Here is a 25,334-nt window from a genome sequence, read left to right as displayed (position 1 = left end):
ATGTGTGGCATTTGCGGAATTACTCACTCGAATAACCAACCCGTCAAGCGGGATACCCTGGCGGCCATGAACGCGGCTATCTTTCACCGCGGGCCAGATGGCGATGGTTTTTTCTATGCGCCGGGCGTAGGCCTCGCCATGCGTCGCCTGGCGATTATTGACCTCAACACCGGCGATCAGCCCATCCCCAACGAAGATGAGTCGGTCTGGATTGTCTTCAACGGCGAAATATTCAACTTCCCAACCCTGCGCGCCGATCTGCAACAACGCGGCCACCATTTTCGCACCCAAACCGATACCGAGTGCATCGTCCATCTCTACGAAGAATATGGCGACGACTGTGTGCAGCATCTGCGCGGCCAGTTTGCCTTTGCCATCTGGGATGCAAACCGCCAAAGACTTTTTATCGCCCGCGACCGTATGGGGCAGAAGCCGCTTTATTATAGCTATCAGAACGGCAGCTTGTACTTCAGTTCCGAACTGACCAGCCTGCTCGAGGCTCTGCCGCAGCGCCCAAAAATTCATCTGCCCGCCATTGATTTATTTCTTGGCCTGCAATACATCCCCGAACCGCTTACGCCCTACGAAAATATTTTCAAGCTTCCCGCGGCCCACACGCTTACGGTTGAAGGTGAGCAGTTGACGATTGAACGCTACTGGCAGCTAGAGTATGAACCCAAACTTGATGCCCCCGAAGATGAATTAATCGCCGAGTTGCGCCAACGCATGCAAGCTGCGGTCGAAATGCGCATGACTAGCGATGTGCCTCTCGGCGCGCACATCAGTGGCGGGATCGATTCGAGCGTGATTGTGGCGTTGATGGCGCAGGCCAGTTCTCAGCCGGTGAAGACCTTCTCGGTGGGGTTTGAAGAAAGCGCTTTCTCCGAATTGCCCTATGCCCGCGCCGTAGCCGAGCGTTATGCCACCGAGCATCACGAGTTCACCCTCACCTTCGGCGATATTCCTGAAACCCTCACAACGCTGACAAGGCATTTCGGCGAACCTTTTGCCGACCCGTCGGCGATTCCCCTTTACCATCTTTCAAAATTGACGCGGGAATACGTCACCGTGGCCTTGAATGGGGATGGTGGTGATGAGGCTTTTGCGGGCTATTGGCGTTACTGGCTTGACCCGTGGGGGAATCGCTACGCGCGCTCGCCGCGGATCCTGACCAAAAAGCTGATTCCCGCTCTGGCGCGCCTGCTGCCCAATAAGGCCAACGCCCCGGTGGGCAGCAGCCTGCTCGATGGGATCAAACGCCTCGAGCAACTTGCCGCCATTGACCCCCGCGCCAGCATTTTGCGCTGGGGATCGTACTTCTCACCCGATTGGGCGGCGCTCTTGTGGAAACCCGATTTTGCCGCGCAGTTTGGCGCACGCGCGGTTGAGCGTTTTCTCATCGAAAAATTCGAAAACGCTCATGCCCAATCCTTCATGGATCGCACGCTGTACACGGATATTCACGCCTATTTGCCGGGCGATTTGTTGGTCAAGGCTGACCGTATGACGATGGCGAATTCCCTCGAAGGGCGTTCGCCCTTTCTCGATCACGAGTTGGCAAGTTGGGCGGCGCGTTTGCCAGAGCGCATGCGAGTGCGTGGCCGCACAGGCAAATATCTGTTACGTCAGGCCTTTGCCGCGGATCTACCGCCACGCGTCCAGGCACGTGGCAAGCAAGGGTTCGGGATTCCGCTCGGGGCCTGGTTCCGTGGGCCACTGGCCGATTGGTCGCGCCAAATCCTGCTCTCTCCAGACAGTCATCTCAGCGAGTGGTTCCACATCCAGCCGCGTCAGCAACTCATCGAAGAGCATCTCGCCGGGCGCGCTGATCATGGCAAGCGCATTTACGCCCTGGCGGTGCTGGAACTGTGGGCGCGGCAGGCCGCTTGACAGGTTGACCCCTTCGTGACAGAATTCAACTGGTGGAACACACAAACTCCACGAAAATTGTTTTACAAACATTCACCACGAAGGCACAAAGGCGCGAAGAGTTTTTCTTTGTTTCTTCGTGCCTTTGTGGTGAAAAAACTCGAATGAGACATACATGACACAAAAACTAGCCAGTGGTATCCACATTCGTATCCAACGCACGAAAGGGTGGGCTGGGTTACGCTTGCGCGAGTTGTGGGCGTACCGCGATTTATTTTGGATATTAGCCTGGCGCGATGTGAAACTGCGCTACAAACAAACCGCGCTGGGTGTAACCTGGGTGATTTTGCAGCCCATTCTAACATCGGGTATTTTCGCAGTGATCTTTGGCGTTTTGGCAAAACTGCCCTCGGATGATTCGCCCTATCTGCTATTTGCCTTCGCGGGAACATTGCCCTGGACATTGTTTGCACAGTCGTTGCAACGCGCTGGGAGCAGTCTTGTCAGCGGGCGCGAGTTGATTTCGAAAGTTTATTTTCCGCGTCTGGTGCTGCCGATTGCGAGTTCCTTCTCGGTGCTGGTCGATTTTTTTGTGGGCTTGGTGACTCTGGGGGGATTATTATTGATCTATCAGACGCCGTTCACATGGAATTTATTGGCCTTACCCGGTTTGGTATTGGTGAATTTGCTAATTTCGGTCGGGGTCAGTTTCTGGATTTCGGCGTTTAGTGTGCACTACCGCGATTTTATCTACGCGCTGCCATTTTTAGTGCAGGCCTGGATGTATGCCTCTCCGGTGGCCTATTCCAGCAGCATCGTTCCAGAACAGTGGGAGGCGCTCTACGCCCTCAACCCGATGGTGGGCGTGATCGAAGGTTTTCGTTGGGCGTTGCTGGGGCAGGGTGAGTTTTCCTGGCTGTCGTTCGCTGTTTCGCTGTCGGTGAGTATTCTGATTTTTATCTCTGGCGCGATGGTATTTCGCCGCATTGAGCGCGGTTTTGCGGATGTGATCTGATGAGTAAACTGGCGATTCATATTGAAAATATCAGCAAGGTCTATCGTATTGACGCTACCACCGGCGGAGCGGTTTCGCGCACATTGCAAGATGATCTGGTCAATTTAGCGCGCAAACCCTTACGGCGCGGCGCAGCTTCCACCCGGAAGCAGGAAATTTGGGCGTTGAAGGATGTCTCTTTTGATATTGCTGAAGGCGAAGTCATTGGTCTGATTGGGCGTAATGGTGCCGGGAAAAGCACGCTTTTAAAAGTGCTCTCACGCATCACAGAACCCTCCGCGGGGTATATTGATCTCTACGGGCGCGTGGGTGCCCTGCTCGAGGTCGGTACCGGTTTCCATACCGAACTCACCGGGCGTGAAAATATTTATCTCAGCGGTGCCATCTTGGGAATGCGTAAATCCGAAATCGACCGCAAATTCGACCAAATTGTGGAATTCTCCGGCGTGGAAGCCTATATTGACACACCGGTCAAGCGATATTCCAGTGGGATGGGGGTACGTCTGGCCTTTGCGGTTGCCGCGCACCTGGACCCTGAGATTTTGCTGGTGGATGAAGTTTTGGCCGTGGGCGATGCTGCTTTCCAGAAGAAATCGTTGGGAAAAATGTCCGAAGTCGCCGAGAGTGGTCGCACGGTGGTTTTTGTGAGTCATAATATGGGCGCGATTAAGAATTTGTGTACCCGCGCTGTATTGCTGGAAGGTGGGCAAGCCGTCGCCGATGGAGATGTAGACAGCGTGGTGCAGCAATATTTAATAAACGCCAGCGAAAAAGGGGAGTGGCACACGAGCATTGCCGAACGCTCCGACCGCAAGGGGAATGGAGCGATCCGTTTCACCGGGTTTGAGTTGCGATCTCCCCAGGGCGACCGGGTAGATGCAGCGGTCTCCGGTGAGCCAGTGGATTTTGTGTTGCACTACAAACGCTCGGAAGCAGAAATTCAGAATATCACGATTTTGCTCTGGCTTCGCGATGCCTTTACAAAAGGTATGTTGCGTTTGGGCACGGATCTCACAGCGCAGGATTTTTCTGTGCTCCCGGAGAAAGGTGAATTAATTTGCCATGTGCCGCGTTTCCCTTTGCGGGCCGGGCGCTATTATCTCGATTTCGGGGCCGATATTGGTACCGTCAAGGCCGATCGCCTAATTCGCGCCGTGACGTTGGACGTGATTGATGGCGATTATTATGGCAGCGGCAAAATTCCCACACACCCTAATGATGGTGATGTGCTGTGCGAGCACAGCTGGAATTTAGGGGCCAACGGATAGCCCATGAAAGTCATTTATTCGGGTCTGTTTGAAGAATATTGGCTGAAAACGGCGCAATTGTTGTCGGATGAGAATGGCTGGCAGCCGGTGTACTGGATCGCGATGCCCGAAGCTGAAACCATTATCCGGGGCCGCTATCCCGATGTGATTTTTCATCCCCTGCTGGATGCCATTAAGGGCATCCCTGCCCCGGTATACGCGGAGCGTTTGTGTGCGCCGCTGGATCAGCCCATAATTCAGCAGAATGCTTACACCGAACTGCTTTTACTGCGCATGATGGATCGCTACGATGCGCTAGGCTCTTTCGATTACAACGACCGCGTGCGCCTGCTGCACCGCCTGATGATGTACTGGCAAACCGTCCTCGACGAGACCCAGCCCGATATAGTGGTGTTCACCGTCATTCCGCACATGATCTACGACTATGTGTTGCACGAATATTGCAAGCAGCGCGGCATCCGTACTTTGATGTTTGAAAGTACACCCTTTTTGGGAAGAACCTTTATCATGGAAACCTTTGAGAGTGCGTCCCCGGCAGAAACTCTCTACAACAAGCTCTTGGCTGATCCTGTGCCCGATGATATTTTTCTCTCTGATGAGGTGGAAAACTATATCCACTCATTCAAGGGCTCCTACCAAGATGCGCCGATCTACATTCGCCGCGACCCAAAGAAAAAGCTTTATCAAGGCAGCACATCTTCTCAGAAATCGGTGCTGCAAAAATTGCTTGATTTTGAGAAGTACGCCCAATATATTAAGAAACAGATCCGCATTTTGCGCGCCCGTGTGACCGTGCCCCAGAACTATGTCAAGCAAAAACACAAAAAGCTGGAAAACTCACAGATGAATTTTCTGGCGTACCAGATTTTTCGAGCCAGATCGCGGCGGCGAATGCGTCAACTGGAACAGCGTTATAAACAACTTGCGGTTGAGTTAGATTTCGATCAGCCCTATATTTTCGTTGCCCTGAGTTATCAGCCCGAGCGCACCACTTCACCGATGGCAGGCGCGTTCGTCGAGCAATATCTCATTGTGGATATGTTGTCGAAGGCCGTTCCCAAAGATTGGAAAATCTACGTTAAAGAACATCCGACGCAGTTTACGCCCGCTAAATATTTTCGCGCCCAAAGCGGGCGTTCACTTGATCTGTACGATGATCTGGCAGCTTTGCCCAATGTACAACTGGTGCCGCTGGATATTTCATCGTATGATTTGATCGATCATGCCCAAGCCGTTGCTGCCACAACCGGTACCGCGGGCTGGGAAGCGCTGCATCGTGGCAAGCCGGTTCTGCTCTTTGGTCTGCCCTGGTATCGTGGCTGTGAAGGTACCTTCCAGATTGACACCTACGAAAGCTGCCTCTCAGCGTTGGAAAAAATCCGCACCGGGTATGCATTGGATGAGCAAAAAATCAGGCTCTTCGTTTCTGCGCTAGAAAAAACCGCCATTGATGTCTCTGTAGAGCCGCATTTACAAATCAAGCCGCTCACCGCCGACGAAAAAGCTGCCCGGTTGGTTGAAGCCATACAGGAATTTGTAGCCGTATGAGAAACTTAAATAAAGTCTTCATCATCGCCGAAATTGGCTCCGTACACGATGGCAGCTTTGGTAATGCCACCAAGTTGATCGAAGCCGCCGCCGCTTGTGGTGTGGATGCGGTTAAATTCCAGACGCATATCCCCGAGGCCGAGACTCTGCCCGATGCGCCCATGCCGCCCTACTTCAAAGGTGAGCCGCGTTTTGAGTATTTTCGGCGCACGGGTTTCACCCTCGAACAATGGAAACAACTCAAGCAGCACTGCGACGAGCATGGTGTCACTTTTTTGTCGTCGCCCTTCTCGGAAGAAGCGGTGGATTTGCTCGAAGAAGTTGGCATGACGCAGTACAAAATCCCCTCGGGGGAAGTTACCAACCTCCCCATGCTGGAAAAGATTGCCCGCCTCGGGAAGCCGGCCATCCTCTCTTCGGGTATGTCCTCCTGGGATGAGATTGACCGCGCCGTGGCCGTCATCCAAATGCACAACGCCCCCCTGATGGTGATGCAATGCACCAGTGCTTATCCCACGCCCTATGAGCGGGTTGGCCTGAACGTGATGCAGGCGATGGCGGCGCGTTACAACGTTCCCGTTGGCCTGTCGGATCACACCCTGACCAATTACGCTGTCTTTGCTGCCGTTACGCTGGGCGCGGTCGTAATCGAGAAGCATTTTACTTTCAGCCGTCTGATGTATGGCAGCGATGCGCGCCATTCGCTCGAACCCGCTGAAATGATGGATTTGGTGCAAGGTGTGCGCGCCATTGAACGCATGTTAGCTGCGGATGTAGAGAAACGGACGGAGCCGTACCAGGACATGAAGAACATCTTCGAAAAAAGCCTGGTCGCGGCGATGGACATCCCCGCCGGAACGATTCTGACCCGTGAGCTGGTCGGCATCAAAAAGCCGGGTACTGGCATCTCCGCGGCGCGCCTGGATGAGTTCATTGGGCGTAAGGTTACGCGTGATATAGCAGTCGGCGCTTTGCTGGCTGAAGAAGATTTCAGATAAAAAAACTTCACCACAAAGGCACAAAGACACGAAATTTTATTTTTTCTTTGAGCCTTCGTGTCTTTGTGGTAAAAAATCTGTGGATGAAACCTATGAGAAAAATATGTATCGTTGTCGGTTCACGAGCCAATTACAGTAGCATCAAAAGTGTGATGCGCGCCGTGCAGCAGCATCCCGCTTTAAATTTACAGACTATTGCCGGAGCCTCAGCGCTGCTCGACCGCTTCGGCGCGGTGGTAGATACTGTAATCGCCGACGGCTTCGAGATTGACGCTCGCGTCCACATGATTATTGAGGGCGAAAATCCCACCACGATGGCAAAATCCACCGGCCTGGGGCTGCTGGAACTGCCCGGCGTGATCGAACAACTCAACCCAGATGTCGTCGTTACCGTGGGCGATCGCTTCGAGACCATGGCAACGGCTATCGCCGCGGCCTATATGAACATCCCCCTGGCGCACACCATGGGTGGCGAAGTTTCTGGCACCATCGATGAGAATATCCGCCACGCCATCACCAAGCTCTCGCATATTCACTTCCCCGCCAGCCAGGATGCCGCCACGCGCATTCTCCGCATGGGTGAAGACCCGACCACTGTGCATGTCACCGGCTGTCCGCGCATTGACTTGGTGGCTGAAATTGCATCCGAGAATCATCGCTTGCCTGAAAAAGCCTGGCTGGAATATGAAGGTGTGGGTGGGCAGATTAGTCTGGATGAACCCTTTTTGCTCGTCTCGCAGCACCCCGTCACCACCGAATATGGCGATGGGGAGCGTCAGATTACCGAAACCCTGATGGCATTGCAGGAACTTAAAATGCCCACCATCATGCTCTGGCCCAATGTGGATGCCGGTTCCGATGATATTGCCCGTGGTATGCGTAAATTCCGTGAACACTATAATCACGACTACATCCGTTTTTACAAAAATTTCTCCGTAGATACTTATGTGCGATTGATGAAAAACTGCGCCTGCAAAATTGGCAATTCTAGCGCTGCCATCCGCGAGGGCGCGTTTCTCGGCGTTCCCGCTGTCAACGTGGGCACGCGTCAGATTGGCCGCGAACGCGGTAAGAACGTCATCGATGTGGCTTACGACCGCGCCCAAATCGTGGCCGCCATTCAACAGCAGGTGGAGCATGGTCATTACCCCTCCGAACCCATCTATGGCGACGGCCGCGCCGGTGAACGCATCGCCGATATTTTGGCGACGGCGGAGTTCAATATTAACAAACGCATGACGTATTAGTGTGAATATTCTCGGCATCATCCCCGCTCGCGGCGGCTCGAAAGCCATCCCGCACAAAAATATCACCCCCCTGGCGGGCAAGCCCCTGCTGGCCTACACCTGCGAAGCCGCGTTGAGCAGTCAGCGGTTGTCTCGCGTGATTCTCAATACCGATAATCCCGAAATAGCTGAAGTTGGCCGCGCCTGTGGTATCGATGTGCCGTTCATGCGCCCCGCTTATCTCGCCGCCGACGATACCCCCATGCTGCCCGTTTTACAGCACACGCTGGATTGGATGGCTGCCGAGCAAGATTTTCCTGTGGATGTGCTGGTGCTGCTCCAACCGACATCACCCCTGCGTAGCGCGGAGCACATTGACGCGGCGGTGGAGTTGCTCCTAACAAAAGGGGCAGATACTGTCGTCTCGGTTGTGGCTGTCCCCCATCACTTCAACCCCGTCTCGGTGATGCAACTCGACGATGAAGGTTGTTTGCAACCCTTCTTACCCGGTGAAATGATCCTTCGGCGGCAAGATAAACCGCGCGTTTACGCCCGCAACGGGCCAGCCGTGCTCGTTATTCGCCGCGCCACCCTCGAGCAGGACCACCTCTACGGGGCAAAAACCCTGCCCTATGAGATGGATCCAACTTCCTCGATAGATATTGATTCGCCTGAAGATTTGGACTTGGCCGAATTTTGGTTGGCGCGCCAGAAAAATTCCCTATGAAATCCGTTGATATTCTCTACTTTGTTGAACACGTCGCCCGCGAGCTGGATATTGCTTGTGCGGTGAAGGCCATTATCGAGCGCGATACGGAACTAAGAGTCGAAATCGTTTCGATTACACATCGCATCGAGGAAACACTGACCAACTTCCAGCCGCGCGTCGTGACCCTGCCCTATTGTGTCGCTGTTCATGAAGCCGGGCTGGACAAAATTGTGGCGCGCTGGCCGCAGGCCGAATATGTCAGTCTTTCGTATGAGCAGGTTTTGGGGCAGGCGCAAAAGGATTTGAACTCGCCCAAAGACGAGTTTGCCCAAAAATTTGTTTTGTATCACGCCTGGGGTGATTTTTTCGCCGAGTATTTAAAAACCCATGCCGTGCCGCCGGAACATATTTATATCAACGGCAATCCCTCGTATGCGCTCTACCGCCCGCCCTATGCAGATTATTATGACAATCAACGTGAAGCGTTGGCGAAGCAATTTGGCCTGGACGCGGGGAAACGCTGGGTTTTCATCCCTGAAAATTACGGCTGGGCCTTTTTTGAAGACCACATGGTACGCGCCCGCATCCGGCGGGGCTTTGACCCGCAGCAAGCCTACGAGTATCGTGATTTTGCTCGTGCTTCGTTGCGTGCTGTCTCTATCTGGTGGCGGGAAGCTGCGAAAATTGATGAACTGGAAATTATTATCCGTCCCCGCCCGGCGATCCCGGCGCAAAATTTTATCGAGCGGGTGCGTGAGTGCGCCGGAGATTTGCCCAACCGTTTGCATTTCATCAAACACGGTACGGTGCGCGAGTGGATTTTGGCAGCGGATGTGGTCGTCTCTTCGTACAGCACCACCATGCTCGAAGGCGCGGTTGCTCGCAAACCGGTGTATATGCTGGCCCCGCAGCCCTTCCCTGCGTTGCTCCACGCCGATTGGTACGCGCTCACCGACCAACTCGAAACCCAGACCGATTTTCTCGCAGCGATCTCGCAGAAAGAACTCACTAAGAATTGGGTTGAACTGGAAAAATGGCTCATTCCCCTGATGATGAGCCGCGGCGACGCCATTGCTAATATCGCCCGCATGCTCACCGTCAAAGCGAAGGGTGAACTTTCCACCCCGCCGCCACTGGAAATTGCCCGTCAGTTGGAACGTGTTACTGCGGAGCGTTTGTATCGTACGGCGCGCAAACATGGCTGGCGGCTGTTTCAGAACACCCTCGCCGCGCTGGGCATCCAAACCCAGGATCAAGGTTGGACAGCGCACGAAAGCGATGCTATCAACCCCGCCGAAATCGCCCGCCGTGTGAAGCGTTGGCGCGAAATATTGGTTTAAAAATCTCACCACGAAGGCACAAAGACATAAATTTTTTTGACAATTTCCCTTCGTGTCTTTGAGTCTTGGTGGTGAAAATACTTGTCATGCCCAAAGTTAGCGTCATTATCCCCACCTATAACCGCGCCGACTATATTGTCGAAGCCATCGAGAGTGTGCAAGCGCAGACGTTTCGCGATGTTGAGATTATCATTGTCGATGACGGCTCGACCGATGGCACACAGGCTGTACTTCAACCGTGGATCGACGCGGGCCAAATTCGCTATTCTCGTCAGGAGAATCGCGGGGTTTCAGCGGCGCGCAACCGGGCAATTGCGCTGGCGCAGGGGGCGTATCTCGCTTTCCTCGATTCCGATGACTTGTTTGCCCCCGATAAACTCGAGAAACAGGCCGCCCTCCTCGATGCAGATTCTGAAATTGGGCTGGTGCATGGCAGTTTTCGCCGCGTGGACATGGACGATAATTTGCTGGCCGAGCGAGATACATCAAATTTTTCTGGAAATGTCTACCCAGAGATGCTGCTCGATTGGTCGGTGCTGATTCCGCCCTCGTGCGTGATGCTGCGCGCTGCCGCACTGATCGAAACCGGCGGCTTTGACCAAGCCATGCGCTGGGGAGAAGATATTGACCTGTGGCGGCGCGTGGCGCGGCACTATCACTTCGCCGCTATCCCCGAGATTCTAACTACGATGCGCGTCCACACCGAAAATACTTCAGTTGCAAAAGCCGATTTGCGCGCCATTGCCGATTTTGAGCGTTATTTGCAAAAAGCGCTTGATGATGATCTGGTGCTCTCGCCCAAATTTCGCCGTCGGGCATGGGCAAAATTGTACAGCAACGCCGGACACAATATTCTTGCCGCGGGGCAGCTTGAGCAAATGTCCGCCGTTCGTGCGTATAGCCTAAAAGCCATTCGCCAAAATCCTGCCCAATGGAGCGCCTACCTCGGCTGGTTGGCTTCGTGGATTGGGCCGCAGATGCGTCAAAAGCTGCTCGTTCTCTGGCGCAAGCTCCGTTAATTTAACGCAATACCCTAAAGGGCATGGGTGTCGCAAAGAAGGCAGGACGCAAAAAACATCAAAAAGCTTTGCTCCCTTGCGCCTTTACGTTAAAATTTTTGGCTATGACCTTATCGATTCTATTCTTGGGCACACAAATGACTATTGGCGGGGCGCAGCGCGTGTTGCTGACTCAGGCCGAATGGTTTCACGCGCGCGGCTATCGGGTGACGGTAGCCTTTTTTTACGATAAAGATAATTTGCGCGCTGCCTGGGAAGCCCAATATCCTTTCCCTGTGGTGGATTTACGCACCCGTGAGCCGGGCTCGGCCCGCGGCGGTGTTGCGGGTTTGTTGCGCGGACTGCTGAATCTGTGGCGTTTACTGCGCCGGGAGCGGTTCGACATCATCGAGACCTTCACCCCGGACAGCAATTTGCTCGGCTTGCCGCTGGCCTTTTTTGCACGCGTTCCGGTGCGGGTGGGATCACATCACGGATTGATTGAGAATATCTCGCCGTTGGTGGAGCGCCTGCACGGGATGATGATTAATTCCCGGATGGTATCGGCGTTGGTGGCGGTCTCGACGCGGGTGCAGCAATTGACGTTGGCGGTGGAGCGCACGCGGCCCGAAAAGGTGATTCTGATTCCCAACGGGGTGCAAATCCCTGGGGCTGAGACGTTTATCCTCGAGAAGCGGCAAACCCTTCGGGACACGCTCGAACTGGATTCAACCTCGGAATTGATCATCACTGTGGGACGGCAGACCCACCAAAAAGGGCATTCGATTCTCCTGGAGGCTATTCCCGCGGTGCTGGAATCGCATCCTCGGGCGGTATTTGCTCTGGTTGGCGATGGACCTCTCCATCCAGCTTTAAAAAATCAGGCCAAAAAAATTGGTATCGAAAAATCGCTGCGCTTTTTAGGCACGCGTGATGATGTTTACGCCCTGTTGCACGCTGCGGATATTTTCGTGCTGCCCTCGCTCTCTGAAGGCTTGCCAATGGCGTTGCTGGAAGCGATGGGCATGGGGCTTCCGGTGGTGGCTACTGCGTTAGAGGGAATTGCCAGCGTGGTCGAAGATGGGCGGCATGGGTTGTTGCCTGCGCCGGGTGAGGTACAATCGCTGGCGTCTGCATTGGCGAGATTGCTGAGTGATACCGCGCTGCGAGAGGGGCTGGCTGCAGAGGGTCGCCGCCTGGTGCTGACACACTACACCCTGGAGCGGATGTGTTCGGATTATGAAGCATTATTTTTGCGATTGTATCAAGATGGCATACTCTAAAAATCTAACGCAAAGTCGCAAAGGTGCAGGGACGCAAAGAATAAAAAAGAAACTTTGCAGCTTGGTTTCCTTGCGCCTATGTGTTAAATTTCGCTGTGGTGCCGCATGAAGCCATTTGATCGCGCGTTGATGGCGCGTTTACTGGTTACGTTTGCCGTGTTGCTCTTGCTGGTTTTTGCCGGGAGCGATTTCTACGCAGTCGTTGAAGGCACGCAGAACTGGATCGGCAAATTCACCATCACCTGGGGCCTGCCGCTGGCCGGGATGATGCTCTTTGGCACGTTGGCGGTGGCGTTGGGTCTGACAAGTTTATGGCTGCCACAGAAAACCGATGACCTTGTGGTGGCACTGGCGCGCAGCCGTGACAAACTTGGCCCCCTGCGCTGGCTGTTTTTCGCCGCGCTGGCCTTTCTGCCCGCTAAAATTTTTCTCTACACCCCGCTTGGCTATAAAATCACCGGTGCGGCCTTTCGGCTGGCCTTCCTGATAGCTGTAGGGCTGGCGATGGCGCTATTTGCCACACGTCATCCGCGTCATCTGATCCGTTGGCGGCCTTTGATGCTAAGTTTTGTCGCTGTGGGCGCGGTGATTGTCTTCGCTGTCGAGTTCGTCACCGTGGTTGATTACCCCCTCTCATTAACCTGGTCGGAGGGCAACCGCATCTGGGATTATTCCTGGCTTTACGGGCGACGCTTCTACGATTATCCGCTCAATCAGCGTTTCGAAGCGTATATTGATATTGGGCGGCAGTCATTGTGGGGGTTGCCTTTCTTATTTGGCGGCGTGACGCTTGAAGGCGTGCGTCTGTGGTCGGCGTTGGTTTTCACTGTGCCGTATCTGTTTCTGGGTTGGTTAGCGTTGCGCGCGCTCCCCGCCCTCCGCAAAGATTGGTCCTGGGCGGGCGTGTGGCTCTTCCTGTTCCTCTATCAAGGCCCCATTTACACCCCCCTCGTTCTGAGCGCCATTCTCGTCGCCGGAGCGCGCCGCAAAGCGTTATGGATTGCCCTGCCCCTGATTTATCTGGCCGGATATTATGCTCAACTCAGCCGCCTGACCTGGATGATTGCCCCGGCAGTTTGGGCAGTGTTGGTAGCCTTGCTCGATGATGAAACATCCCCCGGCGAGCGTATGCCCTGGCGTTCATGGCTGCAGGTTGGATTATATGGTTTGGCGGGATTATTTGGCGGCGTGGGAATTAAACGCGGCTGGGAGCGCATCTCGCGACAACTGGGATTGGCGAACGCAGCTCAGGGTGGGGTGCAGGTCAACTTGCCGATGCCTGCCCCCGCGGCAATTTTCACCGATACCGCCGACACGGTCGAAGCCGTCAGCAGCGGCAGCAATTCCTTTCTCACTGATCAGCCCTTGCTCTGGGAGCGCCTGTGGCCCAACCCCACCAACGGGTTGGGCATCGTTTTAGAATTGGCATTAGCCGTTTTGCCGCTTGTCATTTTATTGATTTACTTGGCAATACAGTCACAAAATAAAGAACCACAGATAAACACAGATAAACGCAGGATACATGACAAAAAATCCGCGTTCACACCTGCACTTGACACCGCAGGCGCAAGTGTCCGCGTTGATCCGCGTCCAAATTGGCAGCTCAACATCTGGCAAAAACTGGCCGTAGCTGGCGGGTTGCTGGGCTTTTTGGGCATCGGGCTGATTATTAGCGTTAAAATTGGCGGTGGCAGCAACCTGCACAACCTGGATATATTCCTTGTTAGTCTGGTCTTTGTTGCCGCGGCGGCGTGGGAACGTGGCGGCGGACAGATTCTCGCGAATTTGCAGGAACAAACCTCGGGAGTCAAGATACTCTTTTTATTCCTGGCTTTGATTCCCGCCTTCTTACCCCTCATGGATGCCATGCCGCTAGAACTCCCCGAGCAGCAGTATGTCGATCACACCATCGACTTGCTCATCACTGAATCCGAGCATGTGGTCGCGCAAGGCGGCGAAGTCCTCTTTATGGATCAACGTCAACTGATTACCTTCGGCGTGGTGGATATTCCTCTGGTGCCGGAATATGAAAAAAAACAGGTCATGGATCGCGCTCTGGCGCAAGATATGGAATATTTGATGCCGTTTTACCGCGATCTCGCCGAGCAGCGCTTCGGCCTGATTATCACTGATCCGCAGCGCATCCGTTACTCTCGCGAAGAAGAGCAATGGGATGCTGAGAACGATACCTGGGTACAGTGGGTTACAGAACCGTTGTACTGTTACTATAAACCTAAATACTCGAAAGACAAGACGCATGTCTGGTTCTTTGTCCCGCGTGAAGAGATTGGCGATTGTTCGTATTATCCGTAATGATCTTCACCATCAAGACACCAAAACTCGAAGTTGACATCGGTAAATAGCTGCATTCCTTTGTGTCTTCGTACCTTTTGTGGTTATATTTTTCTGGAGATTTTTGATGAACCAAATCGGTGGGCGCAATAAAACCATCAGCATCTTCGCCAGCATTTTTGCCCTCGAGGGGGTTGCCGCGCTCATTTACTTGCTGCGCATCCCCGGCGACGTGCAAAATGCCTGGCTCTTAGGGCTTTCAAAAACGCGCTTTGCGTTGGCGACTATGCTGCTAGCCGGGATCGCCGTTTTTGTGTTGGTCGCATTTACCTTCTGGCGCAAACCAGAAACCCTCACGCCTCTGCAATCTCTTGCTCAGCGTGGTGAATTTTACTATCCGACAGTGTTCTTTTTCCTGCTCGGTGGCGTTATTGCTGGTCATCTGTTATGGCTCTCCGGCACACTCACCGATGAATTTCTGCATGGCGTGTTGACGCGTCTGGTTCCGCTGATCGCCTGGGGCGGGGTGATGAGTTGGCAATTCATTTTTATATTGCCTGTTTTGCGCTATGAAGATCGTCAGGTGTGGAGTGATGGACAAAAGCGCGTTTTTCGTTGGAGTGCGGGTATTTTTGGTGTGTTGCTTCTACTGTGGGGCATGATTGCTGCAACCGGCCTGGGGATTAAGCCCGATGCTTTCGCCTGGGACCCACCCGGAGCGCCGCTCGTTTCCATCCAGATTGCTATCGCCGGGCTTTTGGGGATGTTCATCTTTTTTGCAGAATGGTCTCTCTCCAACCAGAAATCCGAACTTTTAACCCGTTTTTTTGATATTCTTCTCAGTCTGGTACTTTTTTTGGCCGCATTCTATTTGTGGCGCAATGTCCCGCTGGACAGGGCTTTTTATGCCCCGATGGAACGACCGCCAAACGCTGAGTTGTATCCTTACTCGGATGCGGCTATGTATGATAGCGGCGCGCACCGGGTGCTGGTGGGCGAAGGGTTTTCGGGTATTGATCGCAAGCCTTTTTATGTGTTGTTTTTGGTTTTTGCGCACGCGGTTGTGGGCGATAGCTATAACGCCATTGTCAATTTGCAAATTTTGTTTTTGGCCATGCTCCCGGTGATGGTGTATTGGCTGACAAAATCGCTGCACTGGCGTTTTACGGGGACGATTGCCGCGCTGTTGTTCATTTTGCAAGAGAAAAATGCCATTGCGCTTTCTGCGGATATTCGGGTTTCCAACTCGAAGCTAATGATGCCGGATATGTTTGCCGCGTTTGGCGTGGTTTTGTTGTCGTGGCTGGTGATGCGCTGGCTGCAAAACCCGGAGCGCTGGCGCTGGTTCCCGCTGCTGGCCGGGGGTGTTTTTGGCATTACGGTGATGATCCGCTCGAACAGCATTTTTTTGCTGCCCGTGGTGCTTGGGGCGATTGCGGTTGCGTTTTATCGTAAATGGCGTGCGGCCATTGCCCCGGCAGGCTTGTTTGCGCTGGGGCTGATGCTCGTCATTTTCCCCTGGATGTGGCGCAGTTATCAGTTGACGGGGCAATTTACGCTCAACGAGCCTGCGCAGGTTGTTTTTCACGCCGAATTGTACACCGAAGAAATCGGTCAAATCGAGTTCACGCGCCTGCCCGGTGAAACCGAAAAACAATATGTTGCGCGCGCCAACGCCTATATGCGCGATTTTACGCTCAGCCATCCCGGCGTTGTGGTTGATTTTGTGCTGGCGCATTTTTTGAATAACGAATTGGGGCTACTGTTCACCCTGCCCCTCACGCCGTGGTATCTGCAAGACCCCAACATGGTCGCCTTCAACGCAAAAACAGGCGATTTACAGCGCCTTTGGGAAGATTGCTGCACGGTCAACCAGTATGTTGCCCAAATGCCGTTTTGGTCGGGATGGAATGGGCATTTGCCGCCCATCATGGTGGCTATGCTGGGCGCAAACCTGGCGCTGATCGCCATTGGCCTGGGTGCGGCCTGGGCGCAATATGGCATTGTTGGCCTGATCCCCCTCGTTATGAGCCTTGCTTACAGCCTGAGCACGGCAGTTGCGCGCCGCTCCGGCTGGCGTTTTGTCACACCTATTCACTGGGTAGAGTTTGTATACCTTGCCATCGGTATCGCCCAAGTGACAATTTGGCTTTTTGAGTATTTATCGAGTGTGAACAGCTCTGATTGGATCGAAGAAAGTGTTCAACCTGTCAAAAGCAACTATCGAAGCGCTTGGAAGCTGAATATGGCGATTGGGATAATTTTACTGAGTTTTGGGATTTCTCCATTGATGGTGGAAAATTTGATTCCCCAGCACTACGCGGCACTTTCGACCTCAGAGCGGGTTGCCCTACTTGAAGAGATGAATTTCTTCGAAGAATTTCCTGCACTGGATGAGCCTACCCTCCAGCAGAGTCTGGAAAAGGATGAGATCGTTATCCTACAGGGACGCGCCCTATATCCCCGTTACTACGAAACTGGTTTTGGCGAATCCGGCGAAGGGTGGAGCGCTTATATCCCCAGAGATTTTCCCCGTTTAGGCTTTACATTAGTCGGCCCGAATGATGCTCAAATCATACTTCTGCATGAAACCTCACCGGACTATTTCCCCAACGCGACTGACGTGACTCTCATCGGCTGCGAAGCAGATGACGTTGTCTACGCTCTGGCGGTATATGTGCACGATAAGCGCGAACAACTTTACACGGCTTCGGCTGAAATTGAAGCCCTATGCCCGGTCTTTCGATAATGGACAAAAAGACAAAAATTTCACCACGAAGATGCACAGACACCAAGAAAAATAGCTTTGAGTCTTGGTGTCTTTGCAGTATTTTTTGATGAAAAAACTTTCTTCTTCAACGCTACTTCAAATCTACTTCTGGATCGCTGCGGCGGGTGCATTGGCCGCGCTGGTGCTGCTCTTTGCCCAACCCAGCGAAGCCGCCAGCGCCTGGATTTTAGGCATTTCTAAAACCCGCGCATTGCTGGCCATCGCCTTACTCTTATGGGTACTTGTCGTGGCCTGCACCGCTGTGCTTGTGCGTCGTTCATCATCTTTGCGTGAGCGCATTCTTACATGGGTAAGCAATCGCTGGCTTTACGGGCTTGCGTTGTTCGGCTCATTGCTCGGATTTATGTTTGGTTCTCAACTCTGGCATCTTGCACACATTGTTGCCGATCCCTACATAGGTGGCCTTCTGACTCGTTTGGTACCTCTGTTTCTTCTTGTCACCACGTTCAGCCTGCAAAACCTAATCATCCTCCCTCTGCTGCGTCACGGATGGGTTGATTTTCTAGATGGCAAAGTAGTACGCCTTGGTGGCATCATCTTTGGCCTGCTTCTCTTCATTTGGGCCATCGTTGCCCTCACCGGTCTCGGGGTGAAGCCCGATGCCATTGGCTGGGACCCTCCGGGGGTTCCGCTGACGGTTGCATCCGTTGGGTTGGTATGGCTGGTGGCATTTGTCTGGCTGGCTTTGCCAACGGAAAATCTCCCCAAACCCTTACTCTTCGATATTTTTATCAGTCTCCTTATTTGGGGTGTGGCTGCCTTCCTTTGGAATCAACAACCCATGCGCGCCGACTATTTTGCCCCCGCGCCGCAGCCGCCGAACTTCGCATATTATCCCCACTCCGACGCGACCATGCACGACATCGCCGCCCAACGTTTGCTGATGGGTGATGGTTTTGACGGTGTCGCTCGTAAGCCGCTCTATTCGGTTTTTCTGACGTGGCTGCATTGGCTCGCCGGGGAAGATTATGCCCAGATTGCCCGCTTGCAAATGATGGTGCTCGCTTTGCTGCCGGTTGGCCTCTATTGGATTACGAAAACGTTGCATTTGCGCGTCTCCGGGGTAATTGCCGCCGCACTGATTATTCTGCGCGAGCGCAACGCCCTCATGCTTTCCGGTACCATCGGCGTTTCTAATGCCAAATTGCTCATGTCCGACCTGCCCGCCACGCTCGGTGTGGTGCTGCTGACCGCCATCATCGTCTACTGGCTGCGCCAGCCCGATCGCCGTCGTGCCGCACCCCTCGCCATTGGCGGTGTGCTTGGCTTGCTCCTGCTCGTCCGCCCGCAGATCGTTGTTTTCATTCCGGCGCTGATCGTGCTTATTCTGCTTGTATCCCTTCGACCTTCAACCTTTAACCTTCAACCTTCGTCGCCCGCCACCCGCCATTCAGCATTCAGCATTCAGCATTCAGCATTCTTCATTCTTGGTCTGACGCTCACCCTGCTCCCCTGGTTGTGGCGCAGCTATCAACTCATCGGCCAATTTTCCCTTAATGATCCATCCCAAAACGCCTTCCTGACCCAACAGTACAGCCTTACACCTGGAGAGAGCCGCATTGTACGCAACTCTGGCGAAAGCGACGCTGAATTTGCCCAACGCGTGGATGCCTATCTCTCCGGATTTGTGCGCGCTAACCCTGGTTACGTGACTACATTCATTACGCGCCATTTTGCCCATAATTGGGTCGAAGCCCTGCTTGCCCTGCCGCTCTCTCCTTGGGTCGTGCAGGCCGCCGAGAGTGACCTATTCCCCTACTGGCGCACGCAAGCCGACGATCTGTGGGATGATTGTTGCTCTCCTAAAGCCTATGTTGGCGCTCAGCCCTTTTGGGAGGGTTGGAAAGACGCACTCACCACTGAAAACACCCTCATGCTGGCCCTCAATTTGGGGATGCTGGCGCTTGGCCTGAGCGCGGCCTTTCGTCGAAATCAACTTATCGGTTGGTTGCCGTTGGGCGTGGCGCTGATTTATATCCTCAGCACCGCCGTGGGCCGCTACTCCGGCTGGCGGCTGCTGCTCCCCGCCGACTGGGTGGTGCTGCTATATCTCTCGATTGGTTTGGGTCAGGGTGCCGTTTGGCTGCGGTTCTATATTCAGCGCGACCCCGGCGCTTTTGTCAGATATCCAGCATCGAACGTCCGACGCATTTCAACCTATACCCTTCAACCTTCAACCATTTTTCTTGGATTGATTTTTCTGGCTCTGGGATTTAGTCCGTTAATGATGGAAGCCCTCATCCCTCGGCTTGATTCTCCTTTCCCGGCGGATATTCGCACGACTTTCGAGTTGATCTCCGAAATCGAGCCGATTCTCCCCTCGGTGGAAGCCTTGCTCGAAGACGAGCGCGCTACATTGCTAGAAGGGCGTGCCCTCTACCCGCGCTTTTACCTGCCCAACGAAGGCGAACCCGGCAACGAATGGACGGCTTTCTCGCCGCGTGATTATCGCCGTTTGGGCTTTGTTCTGTTGACGGTCTCGCACGCCAATATTGTCATGCCCCTCGACGAAGCCCCAGCTTACTTTCCCCACGCTGCCGATGTCCTCGTCCTGGGTTGCCGCGCCGATGACTACATCTCGGCCCGGCTGGTTGTCCTGCACAACGAAGACGGGTATACTACCCTGCGCTCGTCGTCTGAGCTATCTTGCGACGACATTCCGTAATTTTTAACGCAAAGCCGCTAAGGAGCAAAGATGCAAAAGAAGAAAATAAAAAGCGCTTCGCGACTTAGCACCTTTGCGCCACCTGTGCCCTTTGGGGTATTGCGTTGCGCTTGTATTTTATGAAGAAACCGATCATCCTCATCAACCCCAACCTTGTTGTTCAGCGTAATGATCCCTTCACCACGGGGATTGTTTACATGCCCATCGGGCTGGCCTATACGGCTGCCGCGCTGCGTGAAGCCGGTCTACCTGTGCAGGTGATTGATGCTTTTGCCGAAGACCCGCGCCAGGCGCGTCGCAGCGAAAAATTCACCCTGATGGGTTTGACGGATGATGAAGTTTTGGCGCGCATCCCCGCGGATGCCGGGCTGGTCTTTCTTTTCGCCATTAACCTGACCAATCATATTGCCAGCGAAAATATTTTGCGGGCCGTCAAACGCGAACGCCCGGATTTGCCCGTCGTGATTCTGGAGAATACGCAGGCCGTTACAGCCTATGCCTTGGAGCATGTGCGACAGGTTTTCTTCGATGCCGGAGCCGATTATGTGCTCACAGGCGAGTCGGAGCGCGCGGCTGTAATTTTGGCGCGTCACCTGGAGGCGCAGAATCCACCCGGCGAACTGAATCAACTCGCGGGCCTGGGTAGCGCGTCCTTTTATAATCCCCCGAAAGAATTTATTCAGGATTTGGACTCGCTCCCTTTTCCGGCCTGGGATTTATTTCCCATCGATAATTACTGGAATTTGCGTTTCGCCCACGGGCCGCAGCATGATAATCGCTATCTGCCTCTGCTGACCTCGCGCGGCTGTCCGTATCCGTGCCGCTTTTGCGTGGTTCCGGCGACCAACGGCCAAAAATGGCGGGCGCGCTCGGCGGTCAACGTTGTGGACGAGATGGAGCATCACGTCAAGATGTTTGGTGTGAGCGAGTTTCATATTGAAGATGTTGACCCCACGATTTCGGACGCGCGTATTCGCGAGATGTGCGCCGAGATTTTGCGCCGCGGTCTGAAAATCACCTGGAAGATCGTCGCCGGGACGAAGGTCGAAACGATCCGTAGCGAAGAAACGCTTGACCTGATGGCGCAGGCAGGCTGCCGCTATATTTCGATCTCGCCGGAGACCGGCTCGCCGCGCGTGCTAAAGTTGATGCGCAAACCCTTTGATTTGGATCATGCCGTGCGCTTGGTGCGGCGCATGAATCAGGTGGGCATCCGCTCGCAGGCCTGCTTTGTGTTGGGTTTCCCCGGTGAAACCGCCGAAGATTTGCAGATGACTTGGGAGATGGTACACGACCTGACGCGCAAAGGCGTGGACGAGATCGCCCTGTTCATTATCACGCCCGTGCCGGGTTCGGCAATTTTCGATGAGTTTCGTGGTTACGAGTCGCTCTCGGATATGAATTTCACCCCCACCTGGCGCGATGATTACGAAGACTTGAGTAAATTCCGTTTGCGACTGTACGGGGCCTTCTTGTTGTGGAAACTGCGCCATTACCCCGGCAAAATCATCCGTCAGGCGTGGAATTTTCTCCGCCGCCGCTTTGAGACGAAAATGGAGATGGTGCCGTACCGCGCTCTCGTGCTAAAATGGCTTGACCGAAAGACGAATCCATGAAGGGCCTAATTAACGCAAAGGCGCAAAGCTGCAGAGACGCAAAGGAAAATAAAGCAAATCTCTGCGCCTGCGTCCCTTTGCGTCCTTGCGTTGAGAATCTTATAAAATGACTAAAAACCAAACCCTGCATATTGCCGTTGTCCTTCCCTGCTATAACGAAGCGATTACCATTCAACAGGTCATCGCCGATTTCCGCGCCCAACTGCCCGACGCTGAAATTCATGTCTTTGACAATAATTCCAGCGATGACAGCGCAAAGCTAGCCGCCGAAGCCGGGGCGATTGTGCATTCGGTCCGTAAACAAGGCAAAGGATATGTAATCCAGAAAGCCTTTGAAATTGTTGTGGTCGACGCATTGGTAATGGCAGATGGCGATGGAACTTATTTTGCGGAAGATGTGCATAAATTGCTGGAGCCGGTCTTGAGCGGCAACGTGGATATGGTCGTCGGCGACCGCCTGCCGACGGCTTCTGATGAGAATATGCGCTGGCACCGTCATTTGGGCAACCGGCTGATTGTGTGGAGTATCAATTTTATGTTTCGGACGCGCTACCGCGATATTCTCTCCGGCTACCGCGTTTTCAGCCGTCGTTTTGTGCAAAATGTCCCCCTGTTGACGCCGGGCTTCGAGACCGAAACCGAGATGACCCTGCAAGCCCTGGAAGAGGGTATGGAAATCATCGAAATGCCGATCTCGTACCGCAGCCGCCCTGCCGATAGTCATTCCAAACTTAATGCTGTGCGCGATGGTTATCGCATTATGCTCACCGCGGCGATATTGCTGCGCGATCATAATCCACTGCGTGTCTTCGGGTTGCTTGCTTTTGTGTTATTATTGGCGGCTTTGGTGCTGCTGGCGCTGACTCTGGCGGGGAATCTATCCCTATTGATCTACAGCGCGTTGCTGGCACTCTTAAGCGCATCATCCTTTGGATTGGGACTGGTGCTGAACGCCGTCAATACGCGTTTCCGGCAGCTCAAACAAATTATGCAGAGAAAATAACTGCCGATCCATCCCCTATAGCCCCTTCCCTAAATGGAAGGGCGAAGAATGCCGGTACCCCTCCCTCGTTGCGGGGGAGGGCCGGGATGGGGGTTCTGGTACTTATAGAAGGAAATTATGACAAACTCGTATGAACAATATCAAGCCCTGCTCGAAGATGTCCCCTGCAACCTGTGCGGCGCGGACGACTTCGAAGTTGTCTACCCCCCGCGCTACGAAGATGCCCGCCCCGATGATATCCTGGAAACCTTCCGCTCATCGGGCGATGAAATTCTGGTTGATCAACTCGTGCGCTGCAACCAATGCGGATTGCAGTACCTGACCCCGCGCTTGAAGAGCGACGTGGTTATCACCGGATACAGTGAAGGCACCGACGAAGCCTTCATCTCGCAGAATAAAGGTCGCGAGATCACCTTCGCTAAATCACTCAATCTTATCGAGAAATACAAACCCCAACGCGGCCGCATCCTCGATGTTGGCACCGCAGGCGGCGCTTTCCTCGGCGTTGCCCATCGCCTTGGCTGGGAAGTAGCGGGCTGCGAACCCAACAAGTGGATGGCCGAATGGGGCAGTCAGCACTACGGCATCGAAATTCAGGCCGGAACCATGAACGATATGGAACTCGCCGACAACAGTTTTGATGTACTCACCCTGTGGGATGTCCTCGAACACACCCCCGACCCCAAAGCTGTACTCGCCGAATGCCGCCGCGTGCTCAAACCCGATGGTGTCCTGGTTGTCAATTACCCCGACATCGCCGCCCTGGTCTCGCGTCTCATGGGGCGCAGGTGGGTTTTCCTGCTCTCGGTGCATCTCTACTACTTCACCCGCGAGACCATCCAAAAGATGCTCGCCGCCAGCGGCTTCTCCACCCGGCGCATCAAATTGCACTGGCAAAGCCTCGAGCTGGGTTATATCCTTTTCCGTATGGGACCGTATATCCCCTGGCTTTCCAAGCTGGGCACCAAAATCGTCAAAGCCCTGCACATCGAACATTTACAAATCCCCTATTGGATGGGCCAAATCCTTGTCATCGCCCAACCAGAAATAAAATAAGAAGGAAACCGCAGATGAACGCCGATAAACGCGGATAAAAAATCAGCGTTCATTTGCGTTCATCTGTGGTTAAAAATTTGGATACTATGAAAGAAAAAATTGTTGTACTTGGCGCCGGTATCGGCGGACTTTCGGCGGGTTATTTCCTCGCCAAAACTGGAAAATATGAAGTTACCGTTTTAGAGAAGGCCCGCGTAACCGGCGGGTTGTGTGCCAGCTTTGAGCACGACGGTTTCACCCTTGACTATGGGGCGCACAAAATTTACTCCGTCATCCCCGGCGTGCTGGATGAAATCCAAACCCTGATGGGCGACCGTCTGCTGACCCTGCCCAAAAAGAACCGCCTGTTTCTGCGGGGACATTTGGTGGATTACCCGCTTAAATTGGGGAATCTGGCGAAAGTGCTGGGATTTGGCACCTTTATACGGCTGGGACTGGGCTACGCCCTGGAGTTGGCGCGTGGCATTTTAGGAAGTCCAACCCCGAAGAGCTATGAAGAATATATGATCCAGCGTTTTGGGCGGCCTGCCTACGAATTAGTTTTCGAACCCCTGGCCGACAAAGTCTGGGGCGGCCCCAACACCCTGCACCCCGAGATGGCGCGGGCACGCGTCCCCGCCTCGGGTGGCATCGAAGTGATTCTCAAACTGTTGGGCATCAAAAAAGAGACTGCCGAAACCAACGCCGAATTCTTCTACTACCCGCGCGCCGGATTTGGCGATCTGCCTCAGGCGATGGTGGAAATGATTGAAGCCAGCGGCGGGCAGGTGATTGTCAATGCCGATGTGCGCGAGTTGGCGCGCGACGGCGCAAAAATCACTGCCGTGAGCGGCACGGTGGCTGGTAAGCCTGCCGAATTTGAGATCGATTATCTTGTCTCATCCATTCCTCTGCCCGTGCTGGGGCGTTTGCTCTTTGGCTCGGACGCTGCTGTTTTGCCATCGATCGACGAGTTAGCGTTCCGTCATCTGGTGCTGGTGTATATTTTCGCCGAAAAAGATCTTTTGCTTGAAGATCAGTGGATTTTCTTCCCCGAGCGCGAGTATATTTTCAGCCGCATCTTTGAACAAAAGCAGATGAATCCCGAACTGGGGCCCGCTGGCCGTACGGCGATAGCCTGCGATTTCACCTGCAACGAAGATAGCTGGCAGTGGCAGGCCAGCGACGAAGAACTGGCCCAGAAAACCATTGAAGGCTTGGTTGAGGGCGGTTTCCTAAAAGAAGAAGATGTTAGCAGATATTACGTCACGCGGACGCGCAATTTTTACCCCCGTTACGATCTAACCTATGTTGAGAAGATGAAGCAGGTTAGTAATCAGTTGCAGGAAACCGAAAATTTATTGCTAACCGGGCGCATCGGCATGTATAACTACAACAACTCCGATCACTGCGTGGATATGGGGCGCTTCATCGCCGAGAATCTTTCCGCCGGGCATCCCCCTGTGGATGTATGGAATGAACTCGAACAGCGCGTCGCCGACTATAAGATCGTAGATTGATATAGAACTTAACCACAGAGACACGGAGAACACAGAGAAAAACAAAAAATCTGTATTGGTCAACAGAAGCTTGAACAGTATGTCTAAAAATTTGATCGTCACCCTGAGCGAATGCGAAGGGTCTAGCGCAGGCGCAAGTGTCACTCCGTTCACGCTAC

Annotated in this window: 17 protein-coding genes; all 17 read left to right on the top strand. The window is 53.8% G+C overall.

Features of this window, described 5'->3' with window-relative positions:
• The 17 genes from asnB (at window position 1) to HN413_17245 (ending at window position 25,176) form a co-directional block, all read left to right on the top strand.
• On the top strand, window positions 1–1,890 hold the full coding sequence (gene asnB, locus HN413_17325; GenBank protein MBT3392163.1) for an asparagine synthase (glutamine-hydrolyzing): 1,890 nt from the start codon (window positions 1–3) through the stop codon (window positions 1,888–1,890).
• 154 nt (window positions 1,891–2,044) lie between these two features.
• On the top strand, window positions 2,045–2,884 hold the full coding sequence (locus HN413_17320; GenBank protein ID MBT3392162.1) for an ABC transporter permease: 840 nt from the start codon (window positions 2,045–2,047) through the stop codon (window positions 2,882–2,884).
• Complete coding sequence (locus HN413_17315; protein ID MBT3392161.1) at window positions 2,884–4,152, top strand: ABC transporter ATP-binding protein; 1,269 nt, start codon at window positions 2,884–2,886, stop codon at window positions 4,150–4,152. Before HN413_17320 ends, HN413_17315 begins: the two co-directional genes overlap by 1 nt.
• Before the next feature lie 3 nt (window positions 4,153–4,155).
• On the top strand, window positions 4,156–5,700 hold the full coding sequence (locus HN413_17310; GenBank protein MBT3392160.1) for a hypothetical protein: 1,545 nt from the start codon (window positions 4,156–4,158) through the stop codon (window positions 5,698–5,700).
• Window positions 5,697–6,698, top strand: coding sequence for an N-acetylneuraminate synthase (locus HN413_17305; protein ID MBT3392159.1), 1,002 nt, complete (start codon window positions 5,697–5,699; stop codon window positions 6,696–6,698). The genes HN413_17310 and HN413_17305 overlap by 4 nt, the downstream gene beginning before the upstream one ends.
• Before the next feature lie 83 nt (window positions 6,699–6,781).
• The gene (gene neuC / locus HN413_17300; protein ID MBT3392158.1) at window positions 6,782–7,945 is read left to right on the top strand and encodes a UDP-N-acetylglucosamine 2-epimerase (hydrolyzing); all 1,164 of its coding nucleotides are present in this window, start codon (window positions 6,782–6,784) and stop codon (window positions 7,943–7,945) included.
• Between the two features lies 1 nt (window position 7,946).
• Complete coding sequence (locus HN413_17295) at window positions 7,947–8,651, top strand: acylneuraminate cytidylyltransferase family protein (protein ID MBT3392157.1); 705 nt, start codon at window positions 7,947–7,949, stop codon at window positions 8,649–8,651.
• Window positions 8,648–9,973, top strand: coding sequence for a hypothetical protein (locus HN413_17290; GenBank protein ID MBT3392156.1), 1,326 nt, complete (start codon window positions 8,648–8,650; stop codon window positions 9,971–9,973). The genes HN413_17295 and HN413_17290 overlap by 4 nt, the downstream gene beginning before the upstream one ends.
• Window positions 9,974–10,059: 86 nt before the next feature.
• Window positions 10,060–10,992: a glycosyltransferase family 2 protein gene (locus tag HN413_17285; GenBank protein MBT3392155.1), complete on the top strand. Its 933-nt coding sequence runs from the start codon at window positions 10,060–10,062 to the stop codon at window positions 10,990–10,992.
• Between the two features lie 104 nt (window positions 10,993–11,096).
• Window positions 11,097–12,254, top strand: a complete 1,158-nt coding sequence (locus HN413_17280) for a glycosyltransferase family 4 protein (GenBank protein MBT3392154.1) — start codon at window positions 11,097–11,099, stop codon at window positions 12,252–12,254.
• A 105-nt stretch (window positions 12,255–12,359) separates the two neighbouring features.
• On the top strand, window positions 12,360–14,567 hold the full coding sequence (locus HN413_17275) for a hypothetical protein (protein MBT3392153.1): 2,208 nt from the start codon (window positions 12,360–12,362) through the stop codon (window positions 14,565–14,567).
• A 106-nt stretch (window positions 14,568–14,673) separates the two neighbouring features.
• Window positions 14,674–17,295, top strand: coding sequence for a hypothetical protein (locus tag HN413_17270; protein ID MBT3392152.1), 2,622 nt, complete (start codon window positions 14,674–14,676; stop codon window positions 17,293–17,295).
• A gap of 88 nt (window positions 17,296–17,383) precedes the next feature.
• The gene (locus HN413_17265; protein MBT3392151.1) at window positions 17,384–20,002 is read left to right on the top strand and encodes a hypothetical protein; all 2,619 of its coding nucleotides are present in this window, start codon (window positions 17,384–17,386) and stop codon (window positions 20,000–20,002) included.
• A gap of 119 nt (window positions 20,003–20,121) precedes the next feature.
• The gene (locus HN413_17260; protein MBT3392150.1) at window positions 20,122–21,618 is read left to right on the top strand and encodes a B12-binding domain-containing radical SAM protein; all 1,497 of its coding nucleotides are present in this window, start codon (window positions 20,122–20,124) and stop codon (window positions 21,616–21,618) included.
• A gap of 106 nt (window positions 21,619–21,724) precedes the next feature.
• Complete coding sequence (locus tag HN413_17255; protein MBT3392149.1) at window positions 21,725–22,621, top strand: glycosyltransferase; 897 nt, start codon at window positions 21,725–21,727, stop codon at window positions 22,619–22,621.
• Window positions 22,622–22,738: 117 nt separating this feature from the next.
• Window positions 22,739–23,677: a class I SAM-dependent methyltransferase gene (locus tag HN413_17250; GenBank protein MBT3392148.1), complete on the top strand. Its 939-nt coding sequence runs from the start codon at window positions 22,739–22,741 to the stop codon at window positions 23,675–23,677.
• Window positions 23,678–23,763: 86 nt separating this feature from the next.
• Entirely contained in the window at window positions 23,764–25,176 is a 1,413-nt protein-coding gene (locus HN413_17245; GenBank protein MBT3392147.1) for an NAD(P)-binding protein, read from the top strand.
• The last annotated feature ends 158 nt before the right edge of the window (window positions 25,177–25,334 follow it).

Source organism: Chloroflexota bacterium (assembly GCA_018648225.1).
Lineage (GTDB): Bacteria > Chloroflexota > Anaerolineae > Anaerolineales > UBA11858 > NIOZ-UU35.
Note: the sequence above shows the minus strand (reverse complement) of the source record. Positions and strands in the feature narration are given on the sequence as shown.

Bases quoted from the DNA above. Each gene is read 5' to 3' on its own strand.
- asnB (MBT3392163.1), top strand. From the start codon at position 1: ATGTGTGGCATTTGCGGAATTACTCACTCGAATAACCAACCCGTCAAG.
- HN413_17320 (MBT3392162.1), top strand. From the start codon at position 2,045: ATGACACAAAAACTAGCCAGTGGTATCCACATTCGTATCCAACGCACG.
- HN413_17315 (MBT3392161.1), top strand. From the start codon at position 2,884: ATGAGTAAACTGGCGATTCATATTGAAAATATCAGCAAGGTCTATCGT.
- HN413_17310 (MBT3392160.1), top strand. From the start codon at position 4,156: ATGAAAGTCATTTATTCGGGTCTGTTTGAAGAATATTGGCTGAAAACG.
- HN413_17305 (MBT3392159.1), top strand. From the start codon at position 5,697: ATGAGAAACTTAAATAAAGTCTTCATCATCGCCGAAATTGGCTCCGTA.
- neuC (MBT3392158.1), top strand. From the start codon at position 6,782: ATGAAACCTATGAGAAAAATATGTATCGTTGTCGGTTCACGAGCCAAT.
- HN413_17290 (MBT3392156.1), top strand. From the start codon at position 8,648: ATGAAATCCGTTGATATTCTCTACTTTGTTGAACACGTCGCCCGCGAG.
- HN413_17285 (MBT3392155.1), top strand. From the start codon at position 10,060: ATGCCCAAAGTTAGCGTCATTATCCCCACCTATAACCGCGCCGACTAT.
- HN413_17280 (MBT3392154.1), top strand. From the start codon at position 11,097: ATGACCTTATCGATTCTATTCTTGGGCACACAAATGACTATTGGCGGG.
- HN413_17275 (MBT3392153.1), top strand. From the start codon at position 12,360: ATGAAGCCATTTGATCGCGCGTTGATGGCGCGTTTACTGGTTACGTTT.
- HN413_17270 (MBT3392152.1), top strand. From the start codon at position 14,674: ATGAACCAAATCGGTGGGCGCAATAAAACCATCAGCATCTTCGCCAGC.
- HN413_17265 (MBT3392151.1), top strand. From the start codon at position 17,384: ATGAAAAAACTTTCTTCTTCAACGCTACTTCAAATCTACTTCTGGATC.
- HN413_17260 (MBT3392150.1), top strand. From the start codon at position 20,122: ATGAAGAAACCGATCATCCTCATCAACCCCAACCTTGTTGTTCAGCGT.
- HN413_17255 (MBT3392149.1), top strand. From the start codon at position 21,725: ATGACTAAAAACCAAACCCTGCATATTGCCGTTGTCCTTCCCTGCTAT.
- HN413_17250 (MBT3392148.1), top strand. From the start codon at position 22,739: ATGACAAACTCGTATGAACAATATCAAGCCCTGCTCGAAGATGTCCCC.
- HN413_17245 (MBT3392147.1), top strand. From the start codon at position 23,764: ATGAAAGAAAAAATTGTTGTACTTGGCGCCGGTATCGGCGGACTTTCG.